The 14,702-nt window shown below is 30.1% G+C and carries 13 protein-coding genes; all 13 read right to left on the bottom strand.

The genetic code is table 4. The annotated features are described in order from the left end of the window. Positions 1-151: 151 nt before the first annotated feature. The 13 genes from arcC to AAHM92_RS01105 all read right to left on the bottom strand — a co-directional run bounded on the left by arcC (position 152) and on the right by AAHM92_RS01105 (position 14,432). Positions 152-1,081 (bottom strand): carbamate kinase, encoded by a 930-nt coding sequence (gene arcC, locus AAHM92_RS01165; protein ID WP_500222682.1) that lies wholly within the window; start codon positions 1,079-1,081, stop codon positions 152-154. Between the two features lie 10 nt (positions 1,082-1,091). Beyond that, the gene (locus AAHM92_RS01160; protein WP_500222681.1) at positions 1,092-2,585 is read right to left on the bottom strand and encodes a YfcC family protein; all 1,494 of its coding nucleotides are present in this window, start codon (positions 2,583-2,585) and stop codon (positions 1,092-1,094) included. A 44-nt stretch (positions 2,586-2,629) separates the two neighbouring features. Then, entirely contained in the window at positions 2,630-3,625 is a 996-nt protein-coding gene (argF, locus tag AAHM92_RS01155) for an ornithine carbamoyltransferase (RefSeq protein ID WP_500223103.1), read from the bottom strand. A gap of 10 nt (positions 3,626-3,635) precedes the next feature. After that, complete coding sequence (locus AAHM92_RS01150) at positions 3,636-4,814, bottom strand: arginine deiminase (protein ID WP_500222679.1); 1,179 nt, start codon at positions 4,812-4,814, stop codon at positions 3,636-3,638. Positions 4,815-4,944: 130 nt separating this feature from the next. Then, positions 4,945-5,442: a phage minor capsid protein gene (locus AAHM92_RS01145; protein ID WP_500222678.1), complete on the bottom strand. Its 498-nt coding sequence runs from the start codon at positions 5,440-5,442 to the stop codon at positions 4,945-4,947. Between the two features lie 179 nt (positions 5,443-5,621). Next, positions 5,622-5,831: a hypothetical protein gene (locus AAHM92_RS01140; RefSeq protein ID WP_500222677.1), complete on the bottom strand. Its 210-nt coding sequence runs from the start codon at positions 5,829-5,831 to the stop codon at positions 5,622-5,624. Between the two features lie 49 nt (positions 5,832-5,880). Continuing rightward, positions 5,881-7,659, bottom strand: coding sequence for a PTS transporter subunit EIIC (locus AAHM92_RS01135; protein ID WP_500222675.1), 1,779 nt, complete (start codon positions 7,657-7,659; stop codon positions 5,881-5,883). A 104-nt stretch (positions 7,660-7,763) separates the two neighbouring features. Further along, on the bottom strand, positions 7,764-8,033 hold the full coding sequence (locus AAHM92_RS01130) for a hypothetical protein (protein ID WP_500222674.1): 270 nt from the start codon (positions 8,031-8,033) through the stop codon (positions 7,764-7,766). Then, positions 8,033-9,139 carry a DUF871 domain-containing protein gene (locus AAHM92_RS01125; protein ID WP_500222673.1) on the bottom strand — a complete coding sequence of 369 codons (1,107 nt, stop codon included), beginning with the start codon at positions 9,137-9,139 and terminating at the stop codon, positions 8,033-8,035. The genes AAHM92_RS01130 and AAHM92_RS01125 overlap by 1 nt, the downstream gene beginning before the upstream one ends. A gap of 65 nt (positions 9,140-9,204) precedes the next feature. Continuing rightward, positions 9,205-9,504 (bottom strand): PTS sugar transporter subunit IIB, encoded by a 300-nt coding sequence (locus AAHM92_RS01120; RefSeq protein ID WP_500222671.1) that lies wholly within the window; start codon positions 9,502-9,504, stop codon positions 9,205-9,207. A 22-nt stretch (positions 9,505-9,526) separates the two neighbouring features. After that, entirely contained in the window at positions 9,527-11,716 is a 2,190-nt protein-coding gene (locus AAHM92_RS01115; RefSeq protein ID WP_500222670.1) for a PTS sugar transporter subunit IIC, read from the bottom strand. A 24-nt stretch (positions 11,717-11,740) separates the two neighbouring features. Continuing rightward, a complete protein-coding gene (locus tag AAHM92_RS01110) occupies positions 11,741-12,640 on the bottom strand; it encodes a hypothetical protein (RefSeq protein WP_500222669.1) in 900 nt (299 codons plus the stop codon). Positions 12,641-12,860: 220 nt separating this feature from the next. Beyond that, positions 12,861-14,432: a YfcC family protein gene (locus tag AAHM92_RS01105; protein WP_500222668.1), complete on the bottom strand. Its 1,572-nt coding sequence runs from the start codon at positions 14,430-14,432 to the stop codon at positions 12,861-12,863. Positions 14,433-14,702: the final 270 nt, after the last annotated feature.

Raw genomic sequence — 14,702 nt, 5'->3', positions numbered from 1 at the left:
TCCCTTCTCAGTATATATTTTTACATTAAATTCACTTTGGATACACAGTAAATTATACCTTATTAAATTGCCTGTTTTATTGACTTAATTAAATATAATTTATCTTTAATCTTAAATAGTAATAAAAATAGACACGCTTGTGTCTATTTTTTTATATAGTGAATGTTGTTCCACTAGTTCCTTCGATAACTTGGTCCGCCTTTTCAAGTGACCCAATAATAGCATCTTTTTTTGTTCTTTCAACAAAAGATAATGCTGCCTCAACTTTTGGTAGCATACTACCAGCAGCGAAGTGTTTTTGTTCAACTAAGTCTTTTGCTATCGCCAACGGTGTCTTGAATAATACTTCTTGGTCTTCTTTTCCAAAATTAATCATCACATTCTCAACAGCTGTTAGAATAATTAACTTATCAGCATCTATTATTTCAGCTATTTTGGCAGCCGCAAAGTCTTTATCAATAACAGCAGGAATACCTAGATATCGATCATCTTGCTCAATTACAGGTATCCCACCACCTCCAGCAGCAATGGTGATAATATTATTATCTAAAAAATTGGATATACAAGTTTTTTCCAATATGTCAATTGGTTTTGGTGACGGTACAACCCTACGTCATCCTCTACCAGCATCTTCTTTCATTGTCCATTTGTTTTCAACTTGTAAATGTGCGGCTTCGCTTTCTGAGTAAAAATTTCCTATTGGTTTACTTGGGTAGTCAAATGCAACATCTTTTTTATCGACTACTGTCTGGGTTATTATTGTTGCAACTTCTCCTTTTAACTTTCTAATTTTCAATTCATTTACGATTGCGTTCTGTAGATGATAACCAATATAACCTTGACTCATACTACCACATTCTGGAAAATCAACCATAGGAGATGAATCCAAAACTTTATGAGCAGAATCAAAGGCTAAATTTATCATTCCAACCTGTGGACCATTACCATGAACTATCACTATTTTGTTTCCTTTTTCATACATATTTACTATATTTTTTGCTGTAAGTTTCACTATTTCTTTTTGTTCTTGTGGGCTATTGCCTAAGGCGTTACCACCGACTGCTACAACTATTTTTTGCATAATTACCCCTTTAGAATATTGTTCCGGCAGGAAGCAATGACCCCAAACCTAACATTATTATTGATAAACCAGCTGTTAGTGCAATATATATTCAAGAACCTTTTAAGAACTTACCATAATCTATTCTAGCTATACCAAGAGACCCCATAACAACTCCGGAAGTCGGAGTAAATAGATTAAGAACCCCACTAGCAAATGAAAATGCTAGAATTGATCCAGAACCTGCCCCAACACTTGTTGCTAAAGGACCTCATATTGGAAAGATTGCTGCTGCAAATCCGGAAGTTGACGGAATTAAGAATGAAAGTGGCAGGAAAATTAAGAAGGAAACAATAACAAATCCTGATTTATTCATTCCACCCATACCATCACTTAAAGTTTTAATTATGAAACCATTCATTTGAGTAGCTTCTAAAATTACACCAACACCAGCAGCAGTTGCTATGATCAAACAAACACCTAAAAGGTCTTTTGTTCCGTCAATGTATCTTTCTACAAAGTCTTTTTCACCTCTTCAATTTAGCAATCCTATAAATAATGCCGCAATTAAGAAGAAAGTTGCAACCTCAACTAAATAACCCGAACCAAATCCAGGTATTAATGCAGTTAATCAAGGAATATGTTTATTCATTCAATCCCCCGCACCTTTAGCATCAGCACCTTTTATAAGACTGTCCCATCCTACAAGATAAAGGACCATAAGTATAAATGTTATAGCAAATACAACCAAGGAAAGGATTCTTTTTCAGTTAAATGGAACTTCTTCTTGTTTTTCTCCTAGGAAAAAAACTTTGTCCCCTTCATAAGTTGAAAAAGTCACTGACTTTTGTGGATTTTTTTTAACTCTGCTAGCATATCACATTACATAACCAACACCAACAGCTGTAAATATTATTCAAGAGATTCAACGAAATGCCATACCGTCTCCTGATTTTAAATTACCTGATGATTCTGCCAATGCAATAACAAATGGATTAACTGTAGAAGCTAAAACTCCTGTTCCAGCTCCAAAAAGTACTATCATTAATCCCGTAAATTTATCAAATCCAGTTGATAACATTAAAGGTATTAGTATCATATAAAATCCTAAAGACTCTTCTGCCATTCCATAAGTAGACCCACAAAAACTAAAGAAAGTCATTAGTATTGGAATCAACCAAATTGAGTTTTTACTAAACTTTTTAGCTAAACTTTGTGTGAATGCATCTAATGCTTTTGACTCCATTAAGACAAGAATAAACCCACCTAATGCTAATATGAATATTATTACTTCGGCTTTGTTTACAAAACCTTTCATCACTGAATAAAAGACATCTAAAACCCCAACTGCTACCAGTTTAGTTTTTTCAACATCTCCATTTTCAAGTACCTTATCATATGAAAGTCCGGCACCCCCTAATATTCAAGAAAGAACTACTATAAACAATATTATAAAAAATAATATAGTAAATGCAGTGGGCATCCTGAACTTTCGTTTTCTTTTTTTGGTATTAATTTCGTCCATATTTAACCTCTTAATAAACCCTTAATTTTTTGAGGGTTTATTATCTATAAGCCAATCATAGCTACCATTATGGCTTTAATAGAATGAATTCTATTCTCTGCCTCTTCGAAAACTAATGATCTTTTTGATTCAAATACTTCATTTGTTACTTCCATCTCGGTAAGACCAAACTTATCAAAAACTTTTTGACCAATTTCTGTGTTCAGATCGTGAAATGCAGGAAGACAATGTAAGAATATAGCATCTTTATTTATATTTTTAAACATCTCGCTTTTAACTTGATATGGGCTCAACAATTTAATTCTCTCTTCCCAAACTTCATCGGGTTCACCCATAGAGACTCACACATCAGTATAAACAACATCTGCTTTATCGACAGCTTTCATTGGGTCAGCTTCAAACTCGATTTTAGCACCTGTCTCTACACATATCTCTTGACAACGTTTAACAAGCTCTTTGTTTGGTCACAATTCCTTAGGTGCCGCTGCAACAAAGTGCATACCCATTTTAGCGCAACCAATCATTAATGAGTTAGCTACATTATTTCTTGCATCCCCGCAAAAAACAAGTTTTTTACCTTTTAAAGTACCAAATTTTTCAATGATAGTCATAAAATCAGCTAAAATTTGTGTTGGATGATACTTATCTGTTAAACCATTGAAAACAGGTACACCAGAATAATCTCTCAGTGCTTCTACATCACTGTTTTTAAACCCTCTAAATTCAATGGCATCATACATTCTTCCTAACACTCTAGCTGTATCTTGAATTGACTCCTTTTTACCCATTTGTGAACCAGCACTACCTAAATAAGTTACATGAGCTCCTTGGTCCAATGCAGCAACTTCGAATGCACACCTAGTTCTCGTACTATCTTTTTGAAATAGTAAGACCACATTTTTTCCTGTTAACTTAGGTATTTCATTTCCAGCGTATTTCGCCCTTTTTAAATCTCTTGCAAGATCCAAAAGGTATTCAATCTCTCTTGGAGAAAAATCTAAAAGTGTTATTAAACTCTTTCCTTTTAAATTAAGCATTATATATCCTTCCTTATTTATCTCTATGAAGTGGCATTGTCATACATCTTGGCCCACCTCTACCACGAGAAAGTTCGCTACTTGGTATTAAAATAACTTCTACTCCTGCTTTTTCGAGTAGATTTATTGTTACCCAGTTTCTGTCGTAAGCAATTACCTTTCCTGGTGCAATTGTTAGAACATTTGTACCATCGTTTCATTGTTCTCTATCAGCTGCAACCGGGTTATCACCACCACATTTAATTAAAATTGGTGGTTTACCGATAAGTTCCTCAAGAACCTCAATAAGAGATTTTGAGACGCTTTTTGTTCCACATTCAGTAACTTCATAAATTTTGAAAGCTCCTGGGTCATCAAAAATGATTGGGTGAACAATAAATTTGTCATAATCAACATTTGTAAAAACAGTGTCAAGATGCATAAAACTTCTTGATTTTGGTAGTTCTAAAACTAATATTTTTTTATATGATCCTTCTTTAAATAATTTTTTAGAAAGTAATTCAATTGCTTCCATTGAAGTTCTTTGGGAAACACCAATGATCAATGATTCTTCATTTAAAACAAGGACGTCTCCACCTTCTATACTAAACTCATTTTGTCTTTCGTAAAATAAAGGAACTTTATCGGCATAATCTTTGTGATTTTTAAACACAAATTGCGGAAATATTGTTTCTCTATTCCTTGTTTCGCTTCACATTCTGTTCAAAACAACACCATTACCAACAGATGCAAATGGGTCCCTTTGAAATAGTACGTTTGGTAGTGGGTCGGAAATAAATGGATAATCGCTTTTATCTGTTGGTTCTAAATCAATTTTTAGAGTACCTGCAATCATCTCGTTAACCATATCTATATTGCTCATTTGGCATATATAGTTTTTATATTTATCAATTCATTTACCCTCAATCTTAGCTTCTTTTATGAAAGTGTCGATGAACTCGTCCTTAAGTTTGGGATTTTGGTCTAAAGCTTCAGCCACTAAGTTTTCAATATATAGAACTTGAATCTTATTAGCTTTCATTTTAGCGACAAACTCGTCATGCTCTTTTTGAGCAACTTTTAAGAATGGTGTGTCATCAAACAATAATCTTTCTAAGGTGTTCGGTGTTAAGTTTTCTAACTCCTTACCTGGTCTATGTACTAAGACTGTGTTAAGTTTTTTTATTTCGGAAAATACTTGAATTTTACTCATATTCCTTCAACTCCTGTCATTGATATGGTTAACTATCTCCCTTCCCATAAACATAATAAACCTAAAATATAAAAAAAATACTAATATTTGTATTTTAATTAGAAATTATTCTAAACATAAAAAAAATAACTTACTCTTGGAAGTTATTTGTGAATTTTTCTATGTCCTTGATAGAGGGATTTAATCGTTTTTTGTTAACTATCAAACTGTTTGCCTGGCAATACTTAAGATAATTATTTTCCGCTTCTAAAAGTTGAGACTCTCTTTTTTCTGTATTTTTATCATTATCTATTTTATATTTTATATTTCTAATTTCGTTTTCTAATTTATACATATGTAAAATTATCTTATGATAATGATCTTGTTCTTCTGTAGTGTACTTTTTCTTAGGAATAATAGTATCTCCTGGAAAATAATTGATATCTTTGTGTTTACATCCAACATGATGATATCCCTTAGAGATTGCTTCACTCATAGTAATATATTTTTTATCATACTTTTCAAGAGAAAGTACTTGATTTTCAAATGGTTGACAAAGTTTACAACAATCCTTTACTTCTGCAACATATATCAAGGATTTCAGTCTAAGCGCTTCTTTTTTTCCAAACCAATTATAAATTCCAAACATAGGTTTATAGTTATCATTTTTATACTTTATTTTTTTATCCTTTGGTTTATTTATTAAATGATTTTTTTGTTTATTCTTTTTACTTAGTTTCTTTCATGGAATAACAAAATATAGTATTACAACACATAATATTATAATGAGAATTACTCATCATTTCAGACTAGATAAATTAAACATATTTAAACATTATCCTCATTAAGTTTTTCATAATACTCCTTGGAATCTATCAGCGAGATTCTTTGTTTATTATTACAAATTGTACATAATCCCTCACGTTGTTCTTCCTTATCAAAATCTAAAGGTATTTCAAAAATAAACTTTGAAAAATCTCAACAGCTTTTACAAAATGTAAAAATATAATTAATATCATCATCAAATATAAATGCCATAAATACTCCTTATAAAAAATAAAATGATTTAATCATTTTATTTAAAACTTTATTTACCAAGTTGTTTTTTAATAGAATTAGCAACATGTTCAACATCTGGACCAATTACAATTTGAGCACCCTCTGCACCCAATCTTTTTGTTCCAAAGGCTCCTGCTAATTTGACCATTTTATCATCTATTAATGAATTATCTTTCAAAATAAGTCTTAGTCTTGTTGCACAATTATCGATACTTACAAAGTTATCTTCACCAACAGCTTTTATAATTTTTGCTGCCATCAAATCATATTTGTTAGTAATCTTAGAATTATTAGATAATTCTTTGTCAAGTAAGTCGTTAGAATTGATTGAGGCATCATCTTTTATTTCTCGTCCAGGTGTTGCCAAATTCATTTTAGTTATTGTTATATAGAAAACTAAATAATATGTTAAACCAGCACCAACTGATAATACCAAGATTCATAGGGGATTGCTCAACACTAGACTATCGTGATATTTTGCAATACCTCAAGATTGTGCAAAAGAGATCAGATAATCTATAAAACCAGCACTAAATCCGAATCCTATTTGTATGTGCATTCCCGTAGTTATTGCAACAAACACACCTGTCATTAAAGCATGTAATAACAATAATAATGGTGATATAAATACGAATGAGAACTCAAGTGGTTCAGTTATTCCTGATAAAAAGGAAACTGCTGCTACCCCACCAAGAAATCCTGCCACTTCTTTTCTATTTTCTTTTCTTGCAGACATTATCATTGCTAAAGCAGCACAAGGCATTCCACCCATCATAATTGGGAAGAAACCAGACTGGAATAATCCTGAATTTGACATTCCGTTGGCAAATGCATTAATATCTCCGTTTACAAAAGTAGGATCTCCTATCACATTTCCATTAATTGGACCTACTTTAAAGTCACCAACAGGTAGTTGGAACCAGAAGAAAGTATTTAGTATTTGGTGTAAACCAAAAGGTAGTAGTAAACGATTTAATACTCCATAAATTGCAGTTCCAGGTACAGCAACAATTGGATTATTAGGATTAGCTACCAACCCACCAAATGACACTAAACCATATTGTATTCAAGGTCAAATGATTGAAAATAATAATGCAACTGGTATAGCAGCAACTAATGCAACCATCGGTACAAATCTACGACCTCCAAAAAATGATAAAGCTGTGGGTAGTTTAATATCTTTAAACTTGTTGTAGAAAAATGCAGACATACAACCAGAAACAATACCTCCTAATACACCTATATCAAGAATGTATTTACCCCCACTTATATTTTCAACCGATGCCTCAGTACCTTCTTTGTACAAAGGAACATAAAATAATCTTGACCACAAGTCTCCTTTATTGTCCTCGAAAGTAAATACACCTTTATAAAACATCTCAGGCAAAGTATGCTCAGCTGTTAATGCAGCCAGTGACATATAAAAGATTAATGCCACTAGTGCAACTTCTCCACGATGATCTTTAGCTAATCCAAATGCAGTTCCGATTGCAAATAGAAGAGGCAAATTCTCAAATGGTACCGCACCTGGTTTTTGTATTAGTGTTGATATTCAATATCCCACTTTATTTGTGATTAATACACTACCATTATCTAATATCTCAGACGTGTATTGTAAACCCAATGCACCAAAACGATTTAATATTGCCGCAAATGGTAGAACTGCAATTGGGAATTGCAATGCTTTACCGAGTTCTTGCAACATTGTTAAAAAGTTATTCCACGACCCCGAACCACCTGACGAACTTTTTGTTTTCTTTGCAAGTCTTTTTTCTTTTTTGCTCGCGAATATTTGTTGTTCAGCCATATAGCTCTCCTTTTCTATGACTATTATTGTCTATATTATAATAATATATTTTTTTGAATATTTCTCGTTTTTTTCTTGCTTTTTTTGGAATATTTTCTATACTATTATCCTATAAATTCTCCAATTGCTATCCCCAATGTAACTAATGAACCAACATATCCAACTAACATAACAATAACTATTCCATAATATTGTCAAAACCTAAAAAAGGATTGTTTACTAGTTAAGGTTTTAAATGTATCTTTTTCTTCTTTTTTTCTTCTTTTGAATCAGACAAAGAAAAAAGTTGCTAGTAATCCAAGTACTAGCAAACCAATTCCAATAGCTAAAATAATTCATGCTTGATTAGTAGTTAATTTTGCTAATATTATCATTATAATTCCTCACTCGAAAATCTAAAATGGCTTCAAGGTTTGATAAAGTCAAATAACCTAAATTCCGATTCTTTGATCCTTCCTATATAATTATATTTATTTTCAGTGTCTTCTAAGTTATCCTTGAGTATTATGTGAAGTTCACCTTTATATTTTTTATCATTGTTGTTTACAATTACAACATCACCGTATGTGTACAACTTATTGAGATTATTTGGTTCAATTGACGAGTCTTTATATTTTACTCTGCTAAAAGTTGATCTTATAAAGTATTCATTAATATCTCCTCTTCGAAAGTGTTCAAAGTTTAGAACTCCTTTTTCAACTTCTGATATATTTGTTAGTATTTTTAAATCAAAAGTAATTTCGTAACGTTCAAGTGAACTTAATTCTTTTAGTTCTTTTTCAGATGCATAAGCATTACCAATCAATACAGTATCAATCTGATTGCTATAAAATAAAATTTTGGCTTGTTCCTTTATACTTAGGTCTCTTTGTTCTTCTAAGGTTGGTAATTCTTTACAATCAAAAGCAGTTGTCATCTTACCAAAATGACTACCAACAAAAGCAGCTGTTTCTAAACCATGTTTTAAAAATTTCTTATTCGCTTTTTTAAAGAACTCAAAAGGAAGTCCTGTAAATTTCATAGGATAAAAATTATGGCAACCACTTATCCTACTTTTAACTGGTTGAAAATCTAAAACATTATCTATCAAATGATCGTTATTTGACATATTTAGTTGTATATCGATATGTTCATTGTTATGTGTTACTGTTGCAATTTCAAACGGTAGACTAGGAGAATCTAATCTCAAACAGTCAATTCCATAATGTTTGCACTTTCCTAAATTATCCATTTGTAAATTGAGAAGTCTCATTGATTTATATTCAACATCTAATATTGTATAAAAGCCAAGTGACTTAGCATATTTTAAACTTCTCAAAACTTTTTGGGCTTTATTATTAAATTCCTCGTCATTAGCAAAGTGAAGGACACTTGTAAATAATACTTCAAAACCATACTCTTTTGCTCTTTCTAAATATTGTTTATCTTCTTCAAAAGATGATTGTTCAGGATAAATTGATATACCTAACCTTCTTTTCATATGTAACCTCTTTCATAAACTAATTTTAACAAGAAAAAAATCTCTTTATTCAAGAGATTTTATAATTATTTTCCAATTGTATTTATAATTAAGTTTATTATTTTTTCTCCACTTCCAATAGAGTAAGTTTCTGCATCTATAACAAAAACTGGTGAGGTTAATATTTTTTTTAAAGCTTCTTTTTCATAACTAACCTGTGGACCTAATAGTATCAAATCATAATTTTCTCCAATAATTTTAGCTTCATCAACCGAAGTTGCTTTAATATCGATTTTATAATCACTATCATAAGCAGCATCTTCGACCTTTTTTAAAAGAATCGAAGTACTCATTCCAGCTGTGCAAGCTAATAAAACTTTTTTCATATTATGTACTCCTATTTCCTATTTATGAATATTCCCTATTTTTTCTATCTGGTATTATTACTTTTCGAGATTCAAGTGAACCAAATTTATTTAAAACTGATTTTTTTTCAACAAGGTTAGCTAAGATAACAAATGGAGAGTATACTCCAAACAATACTCCTATATTAATAAAAGCTACAACAGCACCTCATAAGTCTTTGGTTGTTAACAAGCCACCTAAAACTGGTGGTGTTGTTCACGGAACAATTACCGAAGAATAATTCATAATACCTGTCACAGTAGATATATATGCAATTAAACCAGCTAATAATGGCGCCAAAATGAATGGTATAAATAAAACAGGATTTAAAACGACTGGTAAACCAAATAACAGAGGTTCGTTCACACAAAATATCGATGGCACAAGCGTTACTTTAGCCATAAAACGATAATCCACTCTTTTTGAAAAAATAAAAATTGCTAATATAAGACCGAAAGTTCCACCGGTTCCACCAATATGAATAAAATTATTCATGAATGGGTTTGTAAAAACATAAGAAGGAATACCTCCAGAGGCAACGGCATTCTGATTTTCACTTATACCTGCTAATTGGATTGGTTCAATTATTGGTGATAAAACTCCACCAGCATGTATCCCTAAGAATCACAACACTTGTCATAAAAGAACGATAACTATCATACCTCCAAGACCAGATACTGCATGGACTAATGGTTTTTGTATCAAAATTACAATCAATTCATTTATTGTCGAAAATGATATTGGGGGTTTACCTTGAATTACATAAACAGGTCCAACAAAGATACCCACTTGAGTAATTACAAATGCTGTAAAACCAAATGTCATCATTGTAAAAGCATACGGAATCAATACGTTAAATGACTTAGAAACACCCTCGGGAACAGATTTTGGCATTTTTATTTTTAATTTCTTATTCTTTGATATCTTTCCAAAAATGATAGTTGACAAAATAGAAACCACTATAGAAGTGAACATACCAGTAGTACCGAAACTAGATAAATCTTTAACAAATAATGGATTCATTGCTAGAAATGATCCCATACCAACAACAGCACTAGATCATTGATTAACCTTATAAAATGGCGCAAGATGATAGGCAATTGAACCTGCTAACATAAACGCAAAGAATGCATAGGTACCATTTCAAATATTGTTACCAATATCTTGTAAATTTTTCAAAACTTGAAGTTGGTCTATCGATAATGAAAATAGACTAAATAAACCACCATTAGATGCGCTTAGCAAAATGTTATTAATCAATATAAATAAAGCACCTATTATAACTAAGGGCATTAAAGAAAAAAAACCATTTCTAAGTGCTACAAGTATCTTTCAATTTGAGATTTTTCCAGAAAATAATGTAGTCTTATCAACAAAAGTTTTAAATGTAATAGCCCCAGTTTTTCCTTTGTTGTATCTCAATTCTAATTTGATATTGTTAATTTTTGATTTTTGGAATAAAGTTTTATTTCGAAGAACTATTTTAAGAGTATTAATTTTTACGGTTAGGTCATATAGACTTTCTTCGGCCTCACTTTTAAAATTCGAGACTCTTTTTGAAGCGAACTTACGGATCTTTCATCAACTTAATTTTAATTCCGGATTATTTGCTTTGAACTCATCTATTAAGTTTTTATATTGTTCTTTAAACTCAAGTTTGAACTTTAAAATATTATCTTTTGAGCTTTTCTTGCTTTCACGAAGAGATTCTAACAATTCTTTTTCATTAACCTCTCGTTCAGCTTTGGTTTCGTTTCAGTATTCTTTCAATAAACGTTTACTCGCTTTAAGTTTCAATTTCATCTCTTTATTTTTATCTTTTAAAGACTTATTTGCGGATGTAATAGAGTTTATTTCATTTGTTAATGTGTTTGAACGATTTATAATTTTCTCTTGGTACTCTTTGATTAATTTGGCTTTTTTTATCTCGTAATCTAAAAACATTTTTTTGATATTTTGTTTTTGATATTTTGCATTTAATAATTGCACATTAAACTCATCTTGTATCTCTTTCAGTTTATCTTTTTTTATTTTTGTGAATCTGCTTTTGATACTTCTTAAGTCATGTTTTTTATCTAAAATGAGGTCATTAGTCTCTCTAAGCTCGACTTTGTTTTTTTTAATATTCTTTTCAAGTTTGTTTATCGTTCCATAAACATAGCTAACCTTGGGATATTTGACATATCGATCCATTATTTAATATCTCCCTTCTATTAATTAATCATGGTATCAATCTTTTTTAATTGCCTCGATATCATAAAAATAAAGAGAATTAGTTGAATATACATTAAATCTTTCTAAGTACTTGATACTTTTATTACATTTACATTTAATGCAATCAAGAGAATTACGATCTATATCGTATTTTTTTAATAAATCATTCATATCCAAATTACCTACATTTATATAGTTATAAAGGTTTTCGTCGAACTTGATTTGTGTATTGCTTGCACCCATAGATTTGACTACTTTTAAATAAATAACTTTAAAAAACGGCACAAACTGTCCTACTTTTATTACTTTTATCAAATTATCAATTTCATATAGTTCTGAATTTGTAAAATCATAGGATTGGAAATCCTCTTTATTTTTATTCATTACGCTTTCATAACAACTTGAAATGATATTTAAATTTTTTCTAAGAACCGCAAATGCAGCGGTTAAAAGTTGAAATGATGGTTCTAAAATAAAATCTTCTAAATAAGTTAAAAAATTAACTTCTGATTCATAGTTCATAACTTTAGATACACCATATGACGAATAATCCATTAACAAATAAGTAACTCATTTAGAAAACCTAGAATTTCCATCACCGTCTGTTTTATTTAAGAAAGCATTTCAAAATACTCTGTATTCTTTGAATAAAATTAAAGATTTACGAACAATATTTAAAATTTCATTTGAAGTAAAATAGGTATCCTTAGATAAATCAAATTTATTTTCAAAATTATATTCTATCTTGTATTCGTTTTTTTTAGTTATATTTTCTCTATCGAACTCCAATATATCTTTAATTTTGGAAGAATAAGTTTCAGTGCAGGAAACTGAATTGGCAGAAGAAATAATAATCGGGGTTGATAAAAATAATGTTGAAAATATAATATATAACTTCTTCATAATTAACCTCTTTTTATAATAATATAACAAATAATATTAATTATTCAAGAAACAAGTTGTAAAGTAAGAATCAGTGTTAGATTAATTTCTAAATTCACTCATTATTACTTATTTTATAATTATTACCAATTTATATTTATATATATAAATATAAAAATAAAAATATAAATTTATTAATTATTTCTTATTTTTTGGAAAATAAAAAAAACTTTTACAAGTTTTAAAAAAATACGGTTTCGTTAATATAATTGAATGATGTTCCTATCAAAAGCAAGATAAATAATAAGATAAATAAAATTGCATAGAATTTAAGATTACCTTTGACAAGAGACGCATAGTCCATTCTACCCACTTGTGCCGCACCAACAACGATTCCTGAAGCAGGAGAAATCATATTACAAAATCCATTTGCGAATGCAAATGCAGTTATGCTACCACTCACCATAGAAACACCTGTTCCTGTAGTAACTTTAGAAGCTAATTTCCCTCAATTTGGGAAAATAGCTGTTGCGAATGCCGTTGTGGAAGGTATTGCCAATGATATAGGCAGAAATAATAAGAATGTTATGATTATAAATACAAAGGGATTAATATTCCCACCTACTAAATTAATACCATCGCTCAATAGATTACTCATATAAGATTTTTTAAGTAAGACTGTTATAGCTCCTGCTACTCCAATAATAAAAGCTACACCAACCATATCCTTTACACCATTCAATAAATCTTTTACCATTGTTTCTTCATCTTCTCATATTAGAAAAGAGATAATTAAAGATGATATTAAGAAAAAAGCTGCTACATGTTCCATATCTCCAACTCCAAGACCTGGTACAAAACTAGCTAAAAATGGCATGTTATTATTTATTCAATCTCCAAAGTCTTTTAAAGGTCCGGTATCTTTTGGATAACCTAGAATTTTATCCCAAGCAAATAAATAAGATATCATTATGAAAAAAGTTAGTAAAAATATGATATTTATTCATATTCTTTTTTTTGTTAATTTTACTGGTTCTGTTTGCTCGCTCAAATAGAACACTTTGTCTTCTTCCAAAGTTGAAAATGTATATGACTTAGTTGGGTCCTTATGAACTTTGTTAGCATAAATCATAATATATGAGCAAGTAAAAGCTGTAACAATAACAAAAGCTAATAATCTAAAAATTAAACCATCCGTTTGCGAAACTATTTCTGGTCCATTTCCGTTAGAAGCATCAACAGCTGCAAAAATCAGGAATGGATCAAATGTTGCAAGCATTGGTCCAATACCTCCACCAAGTAATACTGTATTTATAGCTGTAAATTTATCAAATCCCGCAGCAAGCATCAAAGGAATAATTACCATGTGAAACCCAATCGCTTCCTCTGCTAATCCATAAGTTGAACCCAAGAAACTTAAAAAAGTAACAATAATAGGTATCGCTCATATTATTTTATTCTTAAATTTTCAAGCTATAGTTTGTGTTAATGCATCTAATGATTTAGACTTCATAACGACATAGATAAAAGCTCCAATTGAAAATATAAAAACAATGATACTAATTTTATCTTTGAAACCTTCGAATATAGAAACAAAAAGATCTACAATACCAATTGCAGCTATTCTTACCTTTTGGCTAGGTTCACTAGAGTTTTCTACTGTTGTTGTAACCCCACTATAATGTAATATTCAAGATATAAGCATAAGTGCTACTAAAACCATAAAAATTATAGTGAATGATGTAGGCATTTTAATTTTCTTTTTTTGTTTTCTTTTCTCCGTAAATGGTAAAGAGTCTTTTTTATTAGACATATTTTGGCTCTCGCATTCTATAATTATTGAATATTGATATATTAATTTAATATTATTTTAATTTAACACATATAAGTAAATTTGTTAACTGTACTCCTATATAAAACTCTCGTGTTTATATAAACTTATCATTTTGAACTCAAATGCATTAATTCTTTTTTTATTATATATTAAATATATTTTGAATAATTACTTTCTTAAAATTAAGTAGTATTAATGAGAATTTATAAATTATTGAATTAAATATGTTCACAAAATATCTTAAAAAAA

Origin of the sequence: Spiroplasma endosymbiont of Melanargia galathea (assembly GCF_964031075.1) — a bacterium.
GTDB lineage: Bacteria > Bacillota_I > Bacilli_A > Mycoplasmatales > Mycoplasmataceae > Spiroplasma_A > Spiroplasma_A apis.
Note: the sequence above shows the minus strand (reverse complement) of the source record. Positions and strands in the feature narration are given on the sequence as shown.